This window comes from Aeromonas sp. S5(2024) (assembly GCF_041403025.1).
In the GTDB taxonomy this organism is placed as follows: Bacteria; Pseudomonadota; Gammaproteobacteria; order Enterobacterales; family Aeromonadaceae; genus Aeromonas; species Aeromonas hydrophila.
Genome location: NZ_JBGLRI010000001.1, coordinates 25,416 through 45,824, shown reverse-complemented (window position 1 = coordinate 45,824; position 20,409 = coordinate 25,416). Strand labels below are relative to the sequence as shown.

Annotated in this window: 19 protein-coding genes and 12 tRNA genes; 14 read left to right on the top strand and 17 right to left on the bottom strand. The window is 61.9% G+C overall.

The window, feature by feature from the left end; all coding sequences use genetic code 11:
- Window positions 1-96: 96 nt before the first annotated feature.
- The 6 genes from ACB032_RS00235 to gltX form a co-directional block, all read right to left on the bottom strand.
- Window positions 97-172, bottom strand: a tRNA-Ala gene (locus tag ACB032_RS00235).
- 34 nt (window positions 173-206) lie between these two features.
- Window positions 207-282, bottom strand: a tRNA-Ala gene (locus ACB032_RS00230).
- A gap of 48 nt (window positions 283-330) precedes the next feature.
- Window positions 331-406: transfer RNA gene (locus ACB032_RS00225), tRNA-Ala, on the bottom strand.
- Window positions 407-469: 63 nt separating this feature from the next.
- Window positions 470-545: transfer RNA gene (locus ACB032_RS00220), tRNA-Ala, on the bottom strand.
- A 28-nt stretch (window positions 546-573) separates the two neighbouring features.
- Window positions 574-649, bottom strand: a tRNA-Ala gene (locus tag ACB032_RS00215).
- 237 nt (window positions 650-886) lie between these two features.
- Window positions 887-2,302, bottom strand: a complete 1,416-nt coding sequence (gltX, locus tag ACB032_RS00210; protein WP_371137100.1) for a glutamate--tRNA ligase — start codon at window positions 2,300-2,302, stop codon at window positions 887-889.
- Window positions 2,303-2,562: 260 nt separating this feature from the next.
- On the opposite strand from gltX, the gene ACB032_RS00205 reads away from it, so the two are divergent.
- The 3 genes from ACB032_RS00205 to ACB032_RS00195 all read left to right on the top strand — a co-directional run bounded on the left by ACB032_RS00205 (window position 2,563) and on the right by ACB032_RS00195 (window position 5,914).
- A complete protein-coding gene (locus ACB032_RS00205; protein ID WP_026080472.1) occupies window positions 2,563-4,665 on the top strand; it encodes a methyl-accepting chemotaxis protein in 2,103 nt (700 codons plus the stop codon).
- Between the two features lie 98 nt (window positions 4,666-4,763).
- The gene (locus tag ACB032_RS00200; RefSeq protein WP_045526075.1) at window positions 4,764-5,432 is read left to right on the top strand and encodes a LysM-like peptidoglycan-binding domain-containing protein; all 669 of its coding nucleotides are present in this window, start codon (window positions 4,764-4,766) and stop codon (window positions 5,430-5,432) included.
- 272 nt (window positions 5,433-5,704) lie between these two features.
- Complete coding sequence (locus ACB032_RS00195) at window positions 5,705-5,914, top strand: cold-shock protein (RefSeq protein ID WP_011707209.1); 210 nt, start codon at window positions 5,705-5,707, stop codon at window positions 5,912-5,914.
- Between the two features lie 420 nt (window positions 5,915-6,334).
- Here ACB032_RS00195 and ACB032_RS00190 read toward each other — a convergent pair.
- The 6 genes from ACB032_RS00190 to orn all read right to left on the bottom strand — a co-directional run bounded on the left by ACB032_RS00190 (window position 6,335) and on the right by orn (window position 7,543).
- Window positions 6,335-6,410, bottom strand: a tRNA-Gly gene (locus ACB032_RS00190).
- A 24-nt stretch (window positions 6,411-6,434) separates the two neighbouring features.
- Window positions 6,435-6,510: transfer RNA gene (locus ACB032_RS00185), tRNA-Gly, on the bottom strand.
- 24 nt (window positions 6,511-6,534) lie between these two features.
- Window positions 6,535-6,610: transfer RNA gene (locus ACB032_RS00180), tRNA-Gly, on the bottom strand.
- Between the two features lie 33 nt (window positions 6,611-6,643).
- A tRNA-Gly gene (locus tag ACB032_RS00175) sits at window positions 6,644-6,719 on the bottom strand.
- A gap of 25 nt (window positions 6,720-6,744) precedes the next feature.
- A tRNA-Gly gene (locus ACB032_RS00170) sits at window positions 6,745-6,820 on the bottom strand.
- Between the two features lie 177 nt (window positions 6,821-6,997).
- On the bottom strand, window positions 6,998-7,543 hold the full coding sequence (gene orn, locus ACB032_RS00165; protein ID WP_118880570.1) for an oligoribonuclease: 546 nt from the start codon (window positions 7,541-7,543) through the stop codon (window positions 6,998-7,000).
- A gap of 91 nt (window positions 7,544-7,634) precedes the next feature.
- Here orn and rsgA point away from each other — a divergent pair, with 91 nt between their 5' ends.
- Genes rsgA through ACB032_RS00140 form a run of 5 tightly spaced genes read left to right on the top strand, consistent with a single transcriptional unit; the run spans window position 7,635 to window position 10,475 of the window.
- Window positions 7,635-8,669, top strand: a complete 1,035-nt coding sequence (gene rsgA, locus ACB032_RS00160; protein WP_039215125.1) for a small ribosomal subunit biogenesis GTPase RsgA — start codon at window positions 7,635-7,637, stop codon at window positions 8,667-8,669.
- 28 nt (window positions 8,670-8,697) lie between these two features.
- Complete coding sequence (asd, locus tag ACB032_RS00155; protein ID WP_193758569.1) at window positions 8,698-9,570, top strand: archaetidylserine decarboxylase; 873 nt, start codon at window positions 8,698-8,700, stop codon at window positions 9,568-9,570.
- Entirely contained in the window at window positions 9,567-9,818 is a 252-nt protein-coding gene (locus tag ACB032_RS00150; protein ID WP_139749178.1) for a VF530 family DNA-binding protein, read from the top strand. The genes asd and ACB032_RS00150 overlap by 4 nt, the downstream gene beginning before the upstream one ends.
- 4 nt (window positions 9,819-9,822) lie before the next feature.
- Window positions 9,823-10,074, top strand: a complete 252-nt coding sequence (locus tag ACB032_RS00145) for a DUF2960 domain-containing protein (RefSeq protein WP_011707214.1) — start codon at window positions 9,823-9,825, stop codon at window positions 10,072-10,074.
- Between the two features lie 2 nt (window positions 10,075-10,076).
- A complete protein-coding gene (locus ACB032_RS00140) occupies window positions 10,077-10,475 on the top strand; it encodes a hypothetical protein (protein ID WP_219279510.1) in 399 nt (132 codons plus the stop codon).
- A 112-nt stretch (window positions 10,476-10,587) separates the two neighbouring features.
- Here ACB032_RS00140 and rclC read toward each other — a convergent pair whose 3' ends face one another.
- Together rclC and ACB032_RS00130 are read right to left on the bottom strand one after the other, a co-directional pair.
- Window positions 10,588-11,109, bottom strand: coding sequence for a reactive chlorine resistance membrane protein RclC (gene rclC, locus ACB032_RS00135; protein ID WP_371137382.1), 522 nt, complete (start codon window positions 11,107-11,109; stop codon window positions 10,588-10,590).
- Between the two features lie 91 nt (window positions 11,110-11,200).
- The gene (locus ACB032_RS00130; RefSeq protein ID WP_017410929.1) at window positions 11,201-11,530 is read right to left on the bottom strand and encodes a carboxymuconolactone decarboxylase family protein; all 330 of its coding nucleotides are present in this window, start codon (window positions 11,528-11,530) and stop codon (window positions 11,201-11,203) included.
- Between the two features lie 113 nt (window positions 11,531-11,643).
- Here ACB032_RS00130 and ACB032_RS00125 point away from each other — a divergent pair, with 113 nt between their 5' ends.
- The gene (locus ACB032_RS00125; protein ID WP_371137099.1) at window positions 11,644-12,561 is read left to right on the top strand and encodes an AraC family transcriptional regulator; all 918 of its coding nucleotides are present in this window, start codon (window positions 11,644-11,646) and stop codon (window positions 12,559-12,561) included.
- A 60-nt stretch (window positions 12,562-12,621) separates the two neighbouring features.
- Here ACB032_RS00125 and ACB032_RS00120 read toward each other — a convergent pair whose 3' ends face one another.
- Window positions 12,622-13,116: a hypothetical protein gene (locus ACB032_RS00120; RefSeq protein ID WP_017410927.1), complete on the bottom strand. Its 495-nt coding sequence runs from the start codon at window positions 13,114-13,116 to the stop codon at window positions 12,622-12,624.
- Between the two features lie 171 nt (window positions 13,117-13,287).
- On the opposite strand from ACB032_RS00120, the gene ACB032_RS00115 reads away from it, so the two are divergent.
- Window positions 13,288-15,261, top strand: a complete 1,974-nt coding sequence (locus ACB032_RS00115; RefSeq protein WP_371137098.1) for a putative bifunctional diguanylate cyclase/phosphodiesterase — start codon at window positions 13,288-13,290, stop codon at window positions 15,259-15,261.
- A 67-nt stretch (window positions 15,262-15,328) separates the two neighbouring features.
- On the opposite strand, the gene rraB is transcribed toward ACB032_RS00115, so the two are convergent.
- A complete protein-coding gene (gene rraB / locus ACB032_RS00110) occupies window positions 15,329-15,676 on the bottom strand; it encodes a ribonuclease E inhibitor RraB (protein ID WP_076360509.1) in 348 nt (115 codons plus the stop codon).
- A gap of 422 nt (window positions 15,677-16,098) precedes the next feature.
- Here rraB and ACB032_RS00105 point away from each other — a divergent pair, with 422 nt between their 5' ends.
- From ACB032_RS00105 to ACB032_RS00095, 3 genes are all read left to right on the top strand, one after another.
- Window positions 16,099-18,375, top strand: a complete 2,277-nt coding sequence (locus tag ACB032_RS00105; RefSeq protein ID WP_371137097.1) for an immune inhibitor A domain-containing protein — start codon at window positions 16,099-16,101, stop codon at window positions 18,373-18,375.
- Window positions 18,376-18,559: 184 nt separating this feature from the next.
- A tRNA-Phe gene (locus tag ACB032_RS00100) sits at window positions 18,560-18,635 on the top strand.
- A 4-nt stretch (window positions 18,636-18,639) separates the two neighbouring features.
- Window positions 18,640-18,715 (top strand) — tRNA-Asn (locus ACB032_RS00095).
- A 43-nt stretch (window positions 18,716-18,758) separates the two neighbouring features.
- Here the strand turns inward: ACB032_RS00095 and ACB032_RS00090 are convergent.
- Complete coding sequence (locus ACB032_RS00090) at window positions 18,759-18,893, bottom strand: hypothetical protein (protein WP_011707223.1); 135 nt, start codon at window positions 18,891-18,893, stop codon at window positions 18,759-18,761.
- Between the two features lie 225 nt (window positions 18,894-19,118).
- On the opposite strand from ACB032_RS00090, the gene ACB032_RS00085 reads away from it, so the two are divergent.
- A complete protein-coding gene (locus ACB032_RS00085; RefSeq protein ID WP_371137096.1) occupies window positions 19,119-20,396 on the top strand; it encodes an alpha/beta hydrolase in 1,278 nt (425 codons plus the stop codon).
- Window positions 20,397-20,409: the final 13 nt, after the last annotated feature.

The following is a 20,409-nucleotide window of genomic DNA, read 5'->3' as shown; positions in this document are numbered from 1 at the left end:
GGCTTTTTATTGGCCGGCCGGCACGACCGGTGTACCGAGCGAAAAACAAAAAGGCCACCGCAATGCGGTGGCCTTTTCTACTTTCGTTACGAAAGATGGTGGAGCTACGCGGGATCGAACCGCGGACCTCTTGCATGCCATGCAAGCGCTCTCCCAGCTGAGCTATAACCCCGATGTGTGTGAGTGACGCTGAGTCACTCTGAATTTGGTGGAGCTACGCGGGATCGAACCGCGGACCTCTTGCATGCCATGCAAGCGCTCTCCCAGCTGAGCTATAACCCCAAATTCGGCACTGAATGAATGGTTCTGGCGGCCATTCATCCTAAATAATGGTGGAGCTACGCGGGATCGAACCGCGGACCTCTTGCATGCCATGCAAGCGCTCTCCCAGCTGAGCTATAACCCCACAAAGGTCGGCCTGGGTGATACACACCGCACTGCCCTGGGTACTTCATTTCAATCAGGAACCTGGTGGAGCTACGCGGGATCGAACCGCGGACCTCTTGCATGCCATGCAAGCGCTCTCCCAGCTGAGCTATAACCCCTTGGATTCCAGATTGTTCGAGGAGAATTTGGTGGAGCTACGCGGGATCGAACCGCGGACCTCTTGCATGCCATGCAAGCGCTCTCCCAGCTGAGCTATAACCCCAACTCACCTCGACGCTACCAAAGTTATCTCCGGCAACGGAGGCGCATGATAGGCACCGACCGCTTTGCTGTCAACCCAAAAATAACGCCGATTCGCGCGTTTAGTCAAAATTCAAGCAGTTAGCCGATTTAACCGGCAATGACACAGCTATCTCGCTGTTTTATGTCACAAAACCGGCCTTTGGCCAAAAACAAAGGGCCCCCGTACGGGGGCCCTTTCGCAAGCACTGGCTGGCGCTTATTCGGCGGCCATGCGCGCTTCGATATACGCCAGGGCGCGGTCGATGCGGGCCAGTACCCGCTCCTTGCCCACCAGCGCCATCACGGCGTCGATGGCAGGGGACTGACCCAGACCGGTCACCGCCACGCGTAGCGGCATGCCGACCTTGCCCATGCCCTGACCCAGCTCGGCGGCAGTGGCTTCAATCAGCTCATGCAGCGCTTCGGTGGTCCAGCTATCCAGTGCAGCCAGCTTGGTTTTGGCCAGAGCCAGCGGCTCGGCAGCAACGCCGCGCAGGTGCTTCTTGGCAGCCGCTTCGTCGATGGCCTCAAAATCTTCGAACAGGTAGCGGCTCTGGGCAGCCATCTCGACCAGGGTGTTGCAGCGCTCGGCCAGCAGAGTCACCACCTCTGGCAGTGACGGGCCCTTGCTGGTGTCGATCTTCTGGTTTTCCATGTGCCAGGCCAGATGCTTGGCCACATAGACCGGATCCAGGCTGCGCATGTAGTGGTTGTTCAGCCACAGCAGCTTGTCGGTGTTGAAGGCGGAGGCAGACTTGGAAATGGCATCCAGGCTGAACAGCTTGATCATCTCCTCCAGGCTGAAGATCTCCTGATCGCCGTGGGACCAGCCCAGACGCACCAGATAGTTCAACAGCGCTTCCGGCAGGTAGCCGTCGTCGCGGTACTGCATCACGGAGACTGCACCGTGACGCTTGGAGAGCTTGGCACCGTCGTCACCCAGGATCATGGAGACGTGGGCAAACTCCGGCACCGGCGCGTTCAGCGCCTTGTAGATGTTGATCTGGCGCGGGGTATTGTTGATGTGGTCTTCGCCACGCACCACGTGGGTGATCTCCATGTCCCAGTCATCGACCACCACACAGAAGTTGTAGGTCGGCGCGCCGTCGGTACGGCGAATGATCAGATCGTCCAGCTCGGTGTTGGCGAACTCGATGCGGCCACGGACGTGGTCATCGAACACCACAGAACCTTCAGTCGGGTTGCGGAAGCGGATGACGTGCGGCGCATCGGCCGGGTGATCGTGGGCGTGGTCGCGGCACTTGCCGTCATAGCGGGGCTTCTCGCCGTTGGCCATCTGGCCTTCACGCAGCGCTTCCAGCCGCTCCTTGGAGCAGTAGCACTTGTAGGCGCGGCCGTCAGCCAACATCTCGTCGATCAGGCCGTTGTAGCGATCGAAGCGCTTGGTCTGGTAGTAGGGGCCCTCATCCCAGTTCAGCTCCAGCCATTCCATGCCCTCAATGATGGCGTCGATCGCCTCCTGAGTGGAACGTTCCAGGTCGGTATCCTCGATACGCAGCACGAACTCACCGCCCTGGTTCTTTGCAAACAACCAGGAATAGAGTGCGGTACGGGCACCGCCGACATGCAAAAAGCCGGTCGGGCTGGGAGCAAAACGGGTTTTGACTTTCATCTTTAAGCCTTGTGTAGAGGGCCTTGGGCCAATTCGTTAAAAAAACCGTCGCATTTTAGCACCGACAATGACGGATGGGAAAACCATGCAGCCGCAGTGGGCAAAAGTAGGGGGTTGCACAGGCGTCCCAGCCGCTTGCCACCTGATATTTGAAGGGGATCGCAAAACAAAATCCCGGTTTCCGTTTTGCTATGACAAGTGTTGGAGAGCTGCCTCCTCCGGCCGATATCCAAATAACGCTCACCAACAAGGAAGAGACGATGCAGTTCCGTTCTATCCAGAATCGCATTCTGGTGATGGCCGGGATCGCCATGACCGCCGCCCTGGTCATCCTGATCCTGCTCAACCAGTACTCGGGTCAACAGACCCAGAAGCTGACCATCAGCTCCAGCCGCGCCGCCCTGCAGCAGGAGGCATGGCAGAAGGTCAGCGCCAACGCCCGTGCCGAGGCCGCCACCATCACCCAGCTGCTGCAAAAGGGGCTCTCCTATACCCAGCAGATGGCCAGCGCCCTCGCCCTGCAGCAGGAGGGCAAACTGCCGCTGGATCGCCAGCAGGCCACCGATCTGCTCAAGGCCCAGCTCGCCCTCGAACCACAGCTCTACGGCGCCTTCGCCGGCTTCGAACCCAACGGCTTCGACGGCCAGGATGCCAGCTTCGCCGGCCAGACGGCGCTGGGCAGTGACAGCAAGGGGCGCTTCGTGCCCTACTTCTATCGCGACAAGGAGAGCATAGGCACCGACCTGCTGCTCTCCATCGAGAAGAGCGATCCGGATGAGTTCGGCAATCCGGCCAACGACTACTACGCCTGCCCGAAACGGGAGGGACGCTCCTGCCTCATCGATCCCTTCAAGGTGGACATCAACGGCCAGCAGGTGCTGGTGAGCACCATCACCACCCCCATCATGGTGGGCGGCCAGTTCAAGGGGATCGCCGCGCTGGATCTGGCGGTGGACTCCATCAGCCGTCAGGCCCAGTCCCTCAACAGCAACATCTATGACGGCAAGGGCGAGACCCTGATCGTCAGCGCCGCCGGCGTCATCACCGGCACCAGCGGTGATGCCAGCCTGCTCGGCAGCCGCGCCGACAAGCTGCTTGGCAACGGCTGGCAGCAGTACCTCAAACCCGAGGTTCAGCGCCAGGAGCTCGACGATGCGTTCCGGATCTCGGTGCCCATCGCGGTGCCGGGCATGAGCCGCAACTGGGCCATCATCGTCACCCTGCCCTACAAGGTGGTGCTGGCCGGGGCCGACCAGCTGGAAGCCCAGCTGAGCGACATGAACCGGGCCGCCATGACCCAGCAACTGGTGGGCGCCGTCGTCGTGCTGGTGCTGGCGCTGGCCACCATGCTGGTCATTGCCCGCAGCATCACCGGCCCCATCCGCCAGATGGTCAGCCTGGTGGATGACATCGCCGATGGCGAGGGGGATCTCACCAAGCGGCTCAATACCCAGTCCCGCGATGAATTGGGGGATTTGGCCAAGGGCATCAACCGCTTTATCGACAAGCTGCAGGTGCTGCTGGGGGATGTGCTCAAGACCGCCAGCGAGGTCAACCGTCACGCCGGCGACACCGATCGCATCGCCGGCCAGACCGACACCAACCTGCAGCACCACCAGGCAGAGATGGAGCAGATGCTGACTGCGGTACAGGAGATGTCCTACGTCAGCCAGGAGGTAGCCACCCACGCCAACAACACCGCCGACTCGGCCAAGCAGGCCCAGGGGGCGGCGGATCAGGGCAAGGTACGCTTCCAGCAGGTGATCCAGTCGATGCACAAGGTGGCGGCCGAGGCCGGCAAGGGGGCCGAGGTGGTCGAGGGGCTGGCCCATGACAGCGAGCAGATCACCAGCATCCTCACCGTCATTCAGGGGATCGCCGATCAGACCAACCTGCTGGCGCTGAACGCCGCCATCGAGGCGGCCCGGGCCGGCGAACAGGGCCGCGGCTTTGCGGTAGTGGCCGACGAGGTACGCAAGCTGGCGGGCAACACCCAGCAGGCGGTGCAGAATACCCAGGAGCTGATCGAGAAGATCCGCCACAGCTCGGCCAACGCGGTCAACGCCATCAACCAGAGCCAGCAGCTGACCCATCAGGCGGTGGGCGAGGCGGATCTGGCAGAAGAGGCGCTCGGCAGCATCTATCAGGCCATCTCCACCATCAACGACATGACCTACCAGATAGCTTCCGCTGCCGAAGAGCAGAGCTCGGTTTCCGAGACCGTCTCCGGCAACCTGTCAAAAACCAACGCACTGGCCAACGACATCGCACTGGATGCGACCGAAACGGCCAAAGCCAGCCAGGCGTTGCGCCAGGCGGCCGAGCGTTTACAGCAATTACTGGGACAATTTCGTCTCAGCTGATAATTTTCCACCTCAGGACTCTCCCCCTCGGGGGCGAGTCCGTTTACCATAGGCACGAATTTGCCTGATGGCAGGCAATGTAGTGAGAGGTAAATGCCGTGCCCACCCCGGACCGTCGCCCCCGTGGCCACAACAGACGAGCCCAGCAGCGTCGCCAAGACGAATCACAAGGATCCCTGCTCCATCGTATCAATGCCGCCACCCTGCCCCTGCGTCAACGCATCGGCCAGGGCATGAGCGGACTTGGCCAACGCGGCCAGGAAGCCAAAACAGGCAAGTTCAAGCTGGCGAGCCCGCTGCCGCGCAAGCACACCATAGGGCTGCTGATCCTGATCCCGCTCTGGTTGCTGGTGCTGGCCTGGGAGCCGGCCGCCCCCGCGCCCAAAGCGGCGCCGTCCGGTTCGCTGGCGGTCCCCATCGCCGTACCGGCGCAGGCCCTCACCGTTGGCAATGGTGCCACAGGCAGTGCACCGGCTGCGGCCAAACCGGTCGAAGAGAAGGTGGATGGCACCTGGCTGCAGCACGACGTGCAAGCCGGCGAGACCCTCTACTCCATCTTCCGCAAGTTCGAGCTGCCGGGCGCCGAGCTCAGCCGCCTGATCGCCATCGAAGGGCCTGATCGGCCGCTGACCCGCCTGCAATCGGGCCGGGCCGTGTTCATCCTGATCGATGATACCCGCCGCATCCAGCGGGTCGAGATCCGCTCCTACGGTCAGGCCATCTACCGCTACGACCGACAGGGTGAAGGATTCGCCCTCAAGGAATGAAACAACGGGAGGCCTGGTGCCTCCCGATTTTTTGACCTGAATCCATGAAATAAGCCGCTGAGTTCACAATATTTTTAGCTTGCTCAAAAAATGAAAAGTGCCAAATTGACAAGGGATCGCGCTCACGTACAATCGTTTGTGCTTTAGACAGGGATTGTTCTACATGCTACTGGGACAAATTGACGTGGTCAGTCATGCTTCAACCCCTGATTTCTAGGCAAATGCTGCCCAACAAGGCTTAGTTTCATTTTGTTATAGATAGGACTTACCACATGTCTGACATTCGCACCGGCCAAGTAAAATGGTTCAATGAGACCAAGGGTTTTGGCTTCATCGAGCAATCCCAGGGACCGGACGTTTTCGTTCACTTCTCCTCCATCCAGAGCGCCGGTTTCAAGACCCTGGCTGAAGGTCAAAAAGTCCAGTTCACTGTGACCCAGGGCAAAAAAGGCCCTCAGGCTGAGAACGTTACCCTGCTCTAAGCCACGCCAGTGAGCCTGTAGGAGGAGCCATCGGCCCTCCTATTTTTTTGCCCGCCGTTTCCCCTTCCCCGCCACGCTCATAAGCCTGCCCGCAGCAACAGCAACCCTCCCCACGACAATCATAAGCTTGCCTATAACCACAGCCCTCCCCAGCACCTGCGCACGAAGTGGCTACAGAAGACATGGACCTGATCTGGCTGAACGCCGGATACGACAAATCATCGCGGCGCGATGTAATGGGCAATTCAAAGGGATGATGAGAACTTCGAAGAGAGATTGGAGCGGGAAACGAGACTCGAACTCGCGACCCCAGCCTTGGCAAGCGCGGATCATGCTCTACCAACTGAATGTGGCAGCGAATGTATTGAGAAACTGGATTCGTTAGCTTGGGGGGGAAAGAGATTGAATTTGAAGAGAGATTGGAGCGGGAAACGAGACTCGAACTCGCGACCCCGACCTTGGCAAGGTCGTGCTCTACCAACTGAGCTATTCCCGCAACAGGATGTCATCTGCAAGTGATTGGAGCGGGAAACGAGACTCGAACTCGCGACCCCGACCTTGGCAAGGTCGTGCTCTACCAACTGAGCTATTCCCGCATCGGAATATCACTTACAAATTTTTGGAGCGGGAAACGAGACTCGAACTCGCGACCCCGACCTTGGCAAGGTCGTGCTCTACCAACTGAGCTATTCCCGCAACATTAGGTTGTCTTGAGGCTGTGCTGATGATTGGAGCGGGAAACGAGACTCGAACTCGCGACCCCGACCTTGGCAAGGTCGTGCTCTACCAACTGAGCTATTCCCGCATCGGAACGTCATCAGCAAACTTTTTGGAGCGGGAAACGAGACTCGAACTCGCGACCCCGACCTTGGCAAGGTCGTGCTCTACCAACTGAGCTATTCCCGCAACTACCTTAAAACGGCCGTACAGCATTTGGTTGCTTGCGCTACTGTACGGGAGCCGAATTATAAGAGCAGACATTCCAATTGCAAGGGCTTTTTTGTCTGGTTGCGCGCGTTCGCTCAAAAGCTGGTCGAACTGTCGATTTTAGCAACCGGGAGAGCACAAGCCCTTGCCGCAGACTCAGATCTTGAAGACGTGACTGCGGTAAAACTGCAGTTCGGCAATGGATTCGCGGATGTCGTCCAGCGCCTGATGGGTACCGCTCTTCTTGAACTGGTCCAGCAGCGCCGGCTGCCAGCGGCGCACCAACTCCTTGATGGTGCTGACGTCGACGTTGCGATAGTGGAAGAAGGCTTCCAGATCGCTCATGTGCTTGACCATGAAGCGGCGATCCTGACCGATGCTGTTGCCGCACAGCGGGCTGGTACGCTCCGGCACCCACTGGCGAATGAAGTCGAGGGTCTCGGCGACGGCTTTCGCCTCATCGTGCTGGCTCGCCTTGACCCGGGCCACCAGACCACTGTTGGTGTGGGTGTTGACGTTCCAGTCGTCCATCTTGGCCAGCTCTTCGTCGCTCTGGTGAATGGCGATGACCGGCCCTTCGGCCAGCACGTTCAGGTCCTTGTCGGTGACGATGGTGGCGATCTCCAGTACCACATTCTGTTCGGGGTCCAGACCCGTCATCTCCATGTCGATCCATACCAGGTTCTGCGCGCTGACTGTCATGATTGCTCTCTCTATTGGGAGGAATGGCGGAATTTTGCCAATTTGCATGTATCATACTGGCTTTGGATCTGTTCATAAACTGGCGAATCGAGTGGCAAAGAAAGCAAAACTCAATCTGGGTCAACAAAGGCGCGTCCAGGCCAACCGCGAGCGGCGGCTGCAGAAAGAGCACACCACGGTCGTGGATGACACCCTGTTTGGCCCGGCCATCGAAGGGGTGGTGATCAGCCGTTTTGGTCAGCACGCAGACGTCGAGGCAAGCGATGGTGCCATCCACCGCAGCAACCTGCGGCGCAGCAGCATCAGCAGCCTGGTGTGCGGCGACAAGGTGGTGTGGCGTCCCGGCCTCAATGCCGCGACTGCCGGCGTCATCGAGGCGGTGCATCCGCGTCACTCGGTGCTGACCCGGCCGGACTTCTACGACGGGGTCAAACCCATCGCCGCCAACATCGACCAGATCATCATCGTCTCGGCGGTGATGCCCGAGTTCTCCACCAACATCGTCGACCGCTATCTGGTGGCCGCCGAGGATGTGGAGATCCGCCCCCTGATCGTGCTGAACAAGGTCGACATGCTCGATGACGCGGCCCGTGCCCGTATCGAGCGCCAGCTCGAAACCTACCGCAAGCTCGGTTACGAGGTGTTGCTGGTAAGCTGCGAGAGCGGCGAAGGGCTCGATGAGCTGAAAGCCGCCCTGACCGACAAGATCAGCATCTTCGTCGGCCAGTCCGGGGTCGGCAAGTCGTCCCTCACCAATGCCCTGATGCCGGGGCTGGATGTGCTCACCGGCGAGATCTCCGAGAACTCGGGGCTCGGCCAGCACACCACCACCACGGCGCGGCTCTATCACTTCCCGAGCGGTGGCGATCTCATCGACTCCCCGGGGATCCGCGAGTTCGCCCTCTGGCATCTGGAAGCCGACCGCATCACCTGGTGCTTCGTCGAGTTTCGCGACTATCTGGGTGGCTGCAAGTTCCGCGACTGCACCCACAAGGACGATCCCGGCTGCGCCCTGCGGGCCGCCGTCGACAGTGGCGCCATCAGCGCCGATCGCTTCCACAACTATCACCGCATCCTGGAAACCATGCAGGAAGCCCGTCACGGTCGCCAACAGGCGCGCCTGTGACCCTATTCAACCTACCTTGATGATGAACATGAGCATTACTGACAACCTGAAAATTGCCGGTCAATACTGTCTGCCCAAACACGCCCTCTCCCGCCTGGTCGGCAAACTTGCGGCTGCCGAAGCAGGCAACCTCACCACCAGGGTGATCGAGGCCTTTATCAAGCAGTACCAGGTCGACATGAGCGAGGCGCTGCACGAGAGTCCGGCCCACTACAAGAGCTTCAACGAATTCTTCACCCGCGAACTCAAGCCGGGGATCCGCCCCCTGGTCGAGGATGCCATGACCCTGGCGCTGCCGGTGGATGGCACCGTCAGCCAGCTCGGCCCGATCCAGCAGGGTCGCATCATCCAGGCCAAGGGCCACGACTACAGCGCTCGCGAGCTGCTGGGCGGTTATGAGGATCTGGTGGCGCCGTTCAAGGATGGCGACTTCGCCACCATCTACCTGGCGCCCAAGGATTATCACCGCATCCACATGCCGCTGGACGGCGTGCTGGAGAGCATGGTGTTCGTGCCGGGGGATCTCTTCTCCGTCAACCCGCTCACCGCCGAGAACGTGCCCAACCTGTTTGCCCGCAACGAGCGGGTGGTCGCCACCTTCCGCACCCCGCACGGCCCCATGGCGCTGGTGCTGGTCGGTGCCACTATCGTGGCCAGCATCGAGACCATCTGGGCCGGCAACATAGCGCCGACCAGAGAGAAGCGCGTCGTGCGCTGGGATTACAGCGGCGACGAAGCCATCACCCTGCAAAAAGGCGCCGAGATGGGCCTGTTCAAGCTGGGCAGTACCGTGGTCTGTCTGTTTGGCCCGGGCATGCTGGCCGGTTTCGAGCCCCATCTGGCCAACGGGGTCACCACCCGCATGGGCCAGCCCTTTGCCAAGCTGGCGGCGCAGGCATGAGCGAACAGCCCGCCTCCTCGCAGAAGAACAACCCGCTGCACGGGCTGACGTTGGAAGCCATCGTCACCGCGCTGGTCGAATACTATGGCTGGGAAGAGCTGGGACAGCAGATCAATATCCGCTGCTTCACCCAGGATCCCAGCATCAAGTCCAGCCTGAAATTCTTGCGAAAAACTCCCTGGGCGCGGGAAAAGGTCGAGAGCCTCTATCTGTACGTCCAGCGCAAGCAGGCCAAATCAAAGGAATAACGCCATGGCGTTCAAGATTACCTACACCTACGGCAAAAAAACCAAAGAGATTGGCTACGCCAACGACAAGTTCAACAGCATCTACGATGCCATTGCCGCTGCCGAGGGGATCAACCTGGCCAGCTTCCACGCCATGGAAGAGCAGCTGGCCCAGGTGTGCCGGCGCGACAAGAAGAGCGTGAAGGATTACCGGGAGAACTATTTCAAGGAGCTGGGCTTCTCCAACATCGTCATCGAGCGGGACGCCAAGGAGTAAGCATGCGCACCCTGACCCTGATGGCCGCCTCCCTGCTGCTGGCGGCCTGCAGTACCCCGGAACAACATCTGGTTGGCAGTGATCGCGACAGCCATGGCTGCATCGGCAGTGCGGGCTATCAGTGGTCGGCGCTGACCAAGCAGTGCGTGCGGCTGTTCGAGCAGGGCATCCGGCTCAATCCGACCGATGTCGGCCAGACCAGCAGCGCCTTCGTGCTGTTCAACGCCGATCAGAGCCAGGCCGAGCTGACCCTGCCAAGCGGCGAGCAGCACCTGCTCACCCGCCAGGGGGCGGAAGGCAACTGGTCGTGGCAAGGCAGCGGCTACACCCTCTTCCCCTGGAAGGGCTATGTGCTCAAAGCCGGCGAGCAGACGCTGTTTCACGGCGACGTCGCCCGCTAACGCGGCAACCTGCTACAAGCCCCCGGCCCCGCCGGGGGCTTTTTTATACATGCCTCGCGCCCCATAAAAAAGCCGCACCCGGCAGGGTGCGGCAAACGGCAGGCAGGGTCACTCATCCACGTCTGGCCAGCAGGGTCCTGGCCGAATCCACCATGGCAATGTAACCACACGCCAGCATCATGATGTCCTTCAGCACCAGCCGCCCCGCTCCCGACAGATAGGGGAAACCGTGGTGGGCATCCCCCAGCGCCGGCACCCAGGTTTCCGGCGTGAACACCAGAAAGCTGAAGGTGACGAAGGGGGTCAGAAACGCCATCAAGGCCCCGATCAATCCCAGCAGGGGAAAGCGGAAATTGGCCAGGATCAGCAGGGCGAACACCAGTTCCACCACGCCCAGGCCATGGGAGTAGCCATAGGTGTTGTTTTGCTCGTGCCAGGCCCGGTTTTCCGGCACCAGCTCCCCCTCGTGATTGAGGTGCTGACGATACTGGTCCGGATGTTCATAGAAGAACGACATGAAGGGGCTGTTGGCCACGAAAGGGGTGATGCTGTCCGCCTCGTAGGGGATGAACTTCAAGAGCCCGATCCAGATGAACACGACCCCGACGGCAATGCGGCATAGGGTCGCGCCCAGACGATCCCCCCCCCGCGAGCACGGCCAGCAAGCGATTGAATATCAACATCCTTACTCCTCAGGGGCCGGCCGCAGCCGGCCCCGCACAGCCTCAACGATCGATGGCATCCAGCACCCGGGCAGAATAGACCATGGCGGCCCCGGCATTCATGGCAACGGCGACGCCCAGTGCATCGGCGATCTCCGCCCGGCTGGCCCCCTGCTTGAGGGCGGCATCGGCATGGACGGCGATGCAGCCATCGCAGCGGGTCGTGACGGCTACCGCCAGCGAGATGAGCTCGCGGGTCTTGCCATCAAGCACGCCGCTCTTGCTGCCGGCGGCCGACAGCTGCTGATAACCCTTGAGGGTATCCGGGCTCAGGGTGCCCAGCTCCATGACGCGGCCCATCAACTGTTTACGGTATTGATCCCAGTCTTGCATCTTGACTCTCCGGGTTGGCAGAACAGGCCCCTGCCTGCTCGATGAAGCCAGTATTGCATCGAGGAGTGAGTCGTTTAATACTTTAAAGACGCAAATAACAGTCAAATAGAATCATGAACCAGATAGACCAGCTGATCAGCCAGGCCGGCATCCAGGGCACGTTCGACGTGCGCTGCCTCTATCGCGGCGGTTTCAGACTGCCCCACGAGCAGAGCCCAGCCGGGGTGATGCCGTTCCACCTGCTGATGAAAGGAGAGATCCGGGTCAGCACGGCGCAGGGTGATGACGTGGTCCTGCGGCCGGGCGATCTGCTGCTGCTGCCCGGTGGCGAGCCCCATACCATCTGGCGGGAAGGCGATGCCCTGGCCCTGGCAGAACCGGGCGACGGGCTGCTGCCGCGAAGGGGCGATGGCGGCGATCAGGTGGAGTTTCTGTGCGGCGAGTACCGCTATCAGGGGCCGCTGCGGCCACTGTTGCTGGATGCCCTGCCCAGCCCGCTCTGCATCCCGCTGCTCGCCAGCGAGTCGCAACAGGCGCTGAGCCTGGTGCTCAGCCTGATCCACCAGGAACTGCTGCGCGAACAGCAGGGCTCGGGGGCGGTGCTGACGGCCCTCAGTCAGGTGCTGCTGGCCATGGGGCTGCGGGCCCATGCCAGCGATCCGCACGGGGCGCTCGGGCTGGTCGGCGCCCTGCAGGACCCCAGGCTGGGGGGTTCGCTGCAGGCCATGCTGGCCGACCCGGCCCACCCCTGGAGCGTGGATGAACTGGCGGCGCTGGCCGCCATGTCCCGCGCCACCTATTTTCGCCACTTTCGCCAACGGCTGGGCTGCAGCGTCTGGGAGTTCATGGTGCGGGTGCGGATGGTGCGGGCGGCCGAGCTGCTGCGCCACCCGGATCAACTCCCCCTCGGCGAGGTCGCGCAGCGGGTCGGCTATCAGTCGGAGGCCTCGTTTGCCAAGGCATTCAAGCAGTCGAGCGGGATGGCACCAGGCCGCTTTCGCCAGCAGGGCTGGCCGGCCCTGCCCGGCTAGCGGGCCAAAAACAAAAACCCCGTTGCAGGCAACGGGGTTTTTGCTGGCACTCGGCGCGACTTAATTGCCGAGGGTGGAGAACAGGCTCTGTTCCAGGCTGCCGCGGGAGACGCACACCGGGGTGATGGAGGGAGCCAGCACCCGCTCGCCGGAGGACTCGACGAAGTAGAGCTGGGTGTTGCCCTTGACGTTGACGGTCGCCACGCTGTTGTTGCCGCTCTGGGTGATGATCAGGTTGATCTGCAGGTTGGGGTTGCCCAGTGCGACCTTGGAACCCATGGTACCGCAATCCAGCCACTCCAGACCGTCGGCCGAATTCTCGACGTTGGCGGTCATCAGGCCGGAGCCGCGCTGGCTGTTCTCGATGTTAAGACCGTGATCGCCAAACCACTTCTCGGCACGGGCCCACACCAGATCCACCGGGATCTGCATCTCCTGAGTGTTGTTGGTCGCCTTGGCTACCGGCGGGGTATAGCGGTACTGTTCGCCGCCATTGTTGTCGCTGGCACAACCGGCCATCAACAGGGCCAGTGCTACTCCCACAATCTTTTTCATGCTGCTTCTCTCATCCATATAATCCGGCCATCGGCCGACCGGCGGCTATTATGGCGTCAGCGACACAGACTGTCAGCAGGGATCGGCAGAAATGAGTCAGCCTTAACCCAAGCTTTACAAAACCAGCCTGCTATCATAGATTTGCTCGAAATTTCCCCCGTGAGTGTCTGTGTGAACTCCTTGCTCACCCTGCCCCTGCTGCAGCAGATCATCGACCAGCTACCCATGAATATCTTCTGCCGGGATACGGATGGGCGCTACCTGTTTGCCAACCGCGCCTTCACGGAACAGGCGGGCCTGCCACAACCGGCGGATCTCATCGGCAAGACCGATGCCGACATGCCCTGGGGCGACATCTTTCGGGAAGAGGATCTGCGCCTGCTGGCGGAGGGCAAACCGCTGCTCTATCAGCAGTTACACTGCAGCAGCGGTGATGCCACTAGCTGGATGGAGATCCACAAGATCCCGCTCTACGATGCACAAGGCAAACCGGTGGCCCTGTTCGGCATGGTCAATGAAATTGGCCAACGCAAGGAGCTGGAGCAGACCTTTCGCCAGCAGCAGCTGCTGCAACGCCGCCTGCTGGACGCCATCCCGGATCCGATCCGGCTGGAAGACCACCAGGGCCTGCTGATCGACTGCAACCAGGCCTTTCTCGACTTCATGGGCATGGTGGCGAGCGAGGCGCTCGGCCAGCGGGTCGCCCACCGTCTCTCTACCGAGCTGCCGATGGGACGCGGTGAATACTGCCTGGTGGACGCCAACGGCCAGGGACGCCATCTGGAAGTGACCCGGGTCGATGTGCCGGACGATGAGGGCAACTCCCTCGGCATCCTCACCCTGAGCCGCGACATCACCGGGCTGCGCACCACCCAGGCCCAGCTGCAGCAGGAGCAGCACTACGACAGCCTGACCGGCCTGCTCAAGCTCTCCCATTTTCTGCAGACCAGCCGCCATCTCGGCGCACGCAAGGCGAGCCTGGTGCTGGTCGATTTGCAGCACTTTCGCGAGATCAACGACCGCTTCGGCATCCGGGTCGCCGACCGGCTGCTCAATCAGGTGGCCCGCCGCCTGCAACAGCTGGCCCCGCCCCAGTCGCTGGTGTGCCGGGTCGCCGCCGACGACTTTGCCATGCTGCTGCCCGAGCTGAGCGAGCCGCTGACCAGCTGGAGCCGCCGCCTGCAGGGGGCGCTGATGGTACCCTACCAGGTGGAAGAGCACAGGATCCAGATCCCGGTGTTCCTCGGCATCGCCCACGGCAAGGCCAACGACGCCGAGCGCCTGCTGAGCCACGCCGAAGCCGCGCTGGCCCAGGGCAAGCGCCAGCAGCAGCACTGCACCCTGTTCGATCCCGAACTCGATGCCAAGCTCAAGCGCCGCCAGCTGATCGCAGCCCAATTGCCGCTGGCCATCAAGTCCGGCCAGCTGACCGCCGTCTACCAGCCCATCATCAGCACCCGCACCAGCCAGCTGCACGGGGCCGAGCTGCTCTGCCGCTGGCCCCACCCCGAGCTCGGCATGATCTCGCCGGACGAGTTCATCCCGCTGGCGGAGGAGCTGGGACTCATCGGCCTGCTCGGCAGCCACATGCTGGAGCAGGGCTGTGCCCAGCTGGCCCGCTGGCAGGTGGCGGCGCCGGATCTGGTGCTCTCCATCAACCTGTCGCCGCTGCAATTTCGCGACCCCGAGCTCTGCCCACAGATCTTCGCCTGCATCGAGCGCCACGGGCTCGCCCCCTGGCAGCTGGAGCTGGAGATCACCGAAGGGGTGCTGATGGAGAATGCCGACGAGATTGAGAGCAACCTGGCCAACCTGATCGAGGCCGGCTTTCAGCTCGCCATCGACGACTTCGGCACCGGTTACTGCTCGCTCGCCTATCTGCCCAGACTGCAGGTGGCCACTCTCAAGCTGGACCGCAGCTTCACCCAGGGGCTGGCCACCAACCAGGCGACCACCGCCATCGTGCGCTCCGTCATCGGGCTGGGCCACGAGCTCGGCATCAAGATCACCGCCGAAGGGGTGGAAACGCAGGAGCAGCAAGCGTGGCTGGTGCAGGCCGGCTGCGATCGGCTGCAGGGCTACCTGTTCAGCCGCCCCCTGCCCCCCGCCGAATTTGCCGGCAGCTACCAGCTGCCGGAGCAGTAAGCCAGCAAGAACAAGGCCACCCGAGGGTGGCCTTGTTGTTTTTGCAACGCGTGCGTGAGCTGGCGCCTTACTCCTGGAAGTAGGTGCCCCAGCCGTCGTAGTCCACACCGTATTTTTCGAGGATGGGCAACATCTTGGCGATGTCCGCGACTATGGTCTCGATGTCCAGCTTGCACTCGGTGGTGGCGTCGAAGCAGAAGATGGTGGCGCCGTCATCCAGCTCCATCTCTTCGGCATCGGTCACTTCGAAACCGGCCTTGAACAGGTCGACCGCCGCCTTCTCCAGCAGATCGAAATCCTGGCAGGCAAAGTGGTGCTCAATCTCGTATTCCAGATCCGGGTTGCTGCCATCGGCCAGCAACTCGTTGACGATGGCGGTGGTCTCTTCGCGCCACTCTTGCATATCAAGACTCATATTAACCCCAGATGCGACTGTGTTGGTATCAAATGCCCGCGCGGGCGAGTGCCGTATCGGCTGTGCCCCTGCCCCGCAGGCATGGTTGCGGCAAAGCATACCCGCACAGCCACCTTGGCTCAATGCGGCAAGCCAAGATAAGCAGCTGGCGGCGGCCACCCCAAATGGGGTGCCATCACAAAAGGTTAATAAAGCGTAATCTTTTGCCGAGAATGAATTGCTCCATATGGAGCTTCAGCGAGACACGGGAAAACCGCACAACCCTCGCAACAAGCCGTTTGAAATCAGCAGGATCCACCAGCAGCGCCCCGGTGACAAAGGCCATGGACGAGGTGTATCAAGGGACGCGGGCGGAGCACTGCCCGTACGGAAAGAGGAGCCAGTCAGGCTCCCTTTTTATCATGTGAAGGAGCACATAGATAATGCCTAAAAAAACAATAATGAGCCTGCTTGTCGGCTCAACCCTTATGATTGGAAACCAGGCCATGGCCGCCCCGGTCCACGGCCCGTTCGATGCCCCCTTGGCCGACGAGGTGAAGGTGCTGGAGATGCTCAAGAAGAGCGGCCGCATCCCCACCCTGGCCTCCCCCGAGCAGGAGCAGGCGGCCCTCGCCAGCTACTATCGCGAGAAGTCGCGAGCCTATCAGGGCAACAGCGGCACCCTGGCGGTGAAAGAGGGCAAGGTGCGCGAGACCATCCTCAAGAAGATCCGCCTCAACGGCACCGCCCGTCCCGGCGATCGGGTGCCCACCCTGCTGCTCAAGGCCATCGAGCGGGAGCACTACCAGGGCCAGATGCGCAAGGACAAGATCCTCGCCATCCTGGTGGACTTCCCCGACTACCCGAAGAACAGCGTGCGCCCCGAGCTCACCAAGATGTACTACCCGGATTACACCCCGGCGCACTACAACGATCTGCTGTTCTCGTCCAAGGGCTATGCCGGCCCGAACGGCGAGCGGTTCATCTCCATGCGCCAGTTCTACGAGCAGCAGTCCGGCCAGAGCTACAGCGTGCGCGGTCAGGTGGCGGGCTGGTATACCGCCGACAAGAACGCGGCCTACTACGGCGCCAACGCTACCCCCAACACCATCCGGGAGCTGGTGAAGGAGGCGCTGATCCAGGTGGCGAACGATCCTGCCATCGATCTGGCGCAGTTTGACCAGGAGGATCGCTACGATCTCAACGGCAACGGCAACCGCAACGAGCCGGACGGTCTCATCGACCACCTGATGATCTTCCACTCCAGCGTCGGCGAGGAGGCCGGTGGCGGCGATCTCGGCGAAGACGCCATCTGGGCTCATCGCTGGAACCTGGGTGCCCCCTACCCCATCCCTGGCACCAGCAGCCCGAGCCAGAACTTCGGCGGCCAGTTTGCCGCCTACGACTACACCATCCAACCCATCGATGCGGCGGCCGGGGTCTGTGCCCACGAATATGGCCACGATCTGGGGCTGCCGGATGAGTACGACACCAAGTACACCGGCAAGGGGGAACCGGTAGCGACCTGGTCCATCATGTCCTCCGGCTCCTGGGCCGGGGTCATCGGCGGCACCGAGCCGACCGGGTTCTCCGCCTGGGCCAAGGAGTTCCTGCAGGCCTCCCTCGGCGGCAACTGGCTGCACGGCAGCAACGTGCAGCTCGCCGATCTCAGCCCCCGCGGCAACGTCTACATGCTGGATCAGGCCAACGACAAGGGGCGCAACGACGATGTGGTGCGCATCAACCTGCCGGCCAAGCAGATCCCGCTCAACCCGCCCTACGCCGGCCAATACCAATACCATGGCGGCAAGGGCAACAACCTCGACAACCGCATGAGCCTCAAGCTGGATCTGAGCGGCAAACAGAGCGCCAGCCTCGGCTTCAAGGCCTGGTATCAGATTGAAGAGGGGTACGACTACGCCCGGGTGCTGGTCAATGGCCAGCCCATCGCGGGCAACCTGACCACCAGCGACGATCCCAACGGGGTGGGCTTTGGGATCGGCATCACCGGCAACTCCAACGGCTGGACCGATGCCGAGTTCGATCTCACCCCCTGGGCCGGTCAGCAGGTCACCCTCACTCTGCAATACCAGAGCGATGGCGGCGTAGCCGAAAACGGGCTGTTCGTGGACGAGCTGCAGATCCTCACCGATGGCGACACCCTGCTGAGCGACGGGGCCGAGGGCAACTCTGCCTTTACCCTGGCCGGCTTTGTGAAGAGCAACGGCAACGAGGCCAAGGATCACTACTACCTGGCCGAGTGGCGCAACCACGCCGGGGTGGACAAGGGGCTGGCCCACATCAACGTGGCCGACCAGCTGATGCGCTACGAGCCGGGCATGCTGCTCTGGTACGTGGACAACAGCCAGGCCAACAACTGGGTGGGAGTCCACCCGGGTGAGGGCTTCCTCGGGGTGATCGATGCGGATCAGCGCACCCTCAAGTGGAGCGACGGCGCCGTGGCCGGCACCCGCTACCAGATCCACGACGCCACCTTCAGCCTGGGCTTCCAGCAGCCGCTCAACCTCAAGCACCCGAGCGGCTCCCTGCTGCGCGACTTCTGGATCACCCCGAACCGGGTGTTCAAGGATTCCCGCAGCTACCAGAGCAAGGAGATCCCGGATGCCGGTCGCCTGCTGCCCGAATACGGGCTCAAGATCAGCGTCACCGGCCAGGCCCGTGACATGAGCACCGGGCGGATCATCGTCAGCCGCCACTGAGCACGACAGTTGTAACCAGGGGGCCTCAGGCCCCCTTTTTTCATCTGTCGACCCGTGAGCGGAGGTGAAAACAGGCCAAACCGCCCAACAAACGCCCTGGTTGCTCACTTGTCGAGCGAACAGTCCAACTATCTGCGCCCTGCGGTTGACACATCCGTTCAGAAAGGGTTTAATGCGCGCCGTTGCCCAGATAGCTCAGTCGGTAGAGCAGGGGATTGAAAATCCCCGTGTCGGCGGTTCGATTCCGTCTCTGGGCACCACAATTCCTCCTTAGTTCAGTCGGTAGAACGGCGGACTGTTAATCCGTATGTCACTGGTTCAAGTCCAGTAGGAGGAGCCAAATTTGAAAAGCCCGCTCATCGAGCGGGCTTTTTTCATTTCGGTCAGCTGCCGTTGCAGGTTGCCAGCAGCAGGGTCGCTCCGCAGGTGGCACTGAACAGCAGCAAGCCGGTCTGCAGCACACCCTCCGGGTTTACCCGTTTCTCTTTTTTGCGAAATCGTATCCACTTAGGCTTCATCAAGCCCACCTCGTCCTGTTACGACCCCTGCCCCGTCGGCAGGCGAGCCATCTTTGTGCAGCCGCCCGGCGCCGTCAACTCCCTTGCCGACAATAAATTCATCACGCTGCCACCGCCCGTTTTCCCTTCGTGACAATGTTAACAATTTGGAAAACCGGCGTGACCCGTTCCCACGCCGGGGCTATGATGAGGCCGACGATTTTCCTACCCTCAGGGAGACCCCAGATGAGCAGCCCGTTGCGTTACGTGCTGGATGGCATCCATTGCGAGCCCCGCTTCTTCACCGTGCCCCTCGACCACCAGCGACCGGATGACGAGGAGACCCTCACCCTGTTCGGCCGCACCCTCTGTCGCCAGGACCGGCTGCACGACGATCTGCCCTGGCTGCTGTTCCTGCAGGGTGGGCCCGGCTTTGGTGCCCCGCGTCCGACCGCCGACAGCGGCTGGATCAAACGGGCCCTGCAGGAGTTTCGGGTGCTGCTGCTCGATCAGCGCGGTACCGGCCACTCCAGCCCCATCAGCGCCGAGGCGCTGGCCCAGCTCACTGCCCCACAGCAGACGGAGTACCTCGGCCATTTTCGCGCTGACAGCATAGTGCGCGACGCCGAATACGTTCGCGAAGTGCTGAGCCCGGGGCGCCCCTGGAGCCTGCTCGGCCAGAGCTTCGGCGGTTTTTGCAGCCTCACCTACCTCTCCCTGTTCCCGGACAGCCTGCACGAGGTCTACCTCACCGGCGGGGTGGCCCCCATCGGCCGCCGTGCCGACGAGGTCTACCGCGCCACCTATCAGCGGGTGGCGGACAAGAACCGCGCCTTCTTCGCGCGCTTCCCCCACGCCCAGGCCATCGCCAACCGGCTGGCCAACCACCTGCACAGTCATGAGGTGCGCCTGCCCAACGGCCAGCGCCTGACGGTGGAGCAGTTGCAGCAGCAGGGGCTGGATCTGGGTGCCAGCGGTGCCTTCGAGGAGCTCTACTACCTGCTGGAGGACGCCTTCATCGGTGAGCGGCTCAACCCCGCCTTCCTCTACCAAGTGCAGGCGATGCAGCCGTTCAACACCAACCCGGTGTTCGCCATCCTGCACGAGTCCATCTATTGCGAAGGAAGCGCCAGCAACTGGGCGGCCGAGCGGGTGAGAGGCGAATACCCGGCCCTGGCCTGGGCGCCGGGCAAGGATTTTGCCTTCACCGGCGAGATGATCTTCCCCTGGATGTTCGAGCAGTTCCGCGAGCTCATCCCGCTGAAGGAAGCCGCCCACCTGCTGGCCCAGAAAGCGGACTGGGGCCCCCTCTACGAACCGGCGCAGCTGGCCCGCAACACTGTGCCGGTGGCCTGCGCCGTCTATGCCGAGGACATGTACGTGGAGTTCGACTACTGCCGCGACACCCTCAAGGGGCTTGGCAACAGCCGCGCCTGGATCACCAACGAATACGAACACAACGGCCTGCGGGTCGATGGTGAGCAGATCCTGGATCGGCTCATCCGCATGAATCGGGATCGCTGATCCCGCCGGGCTA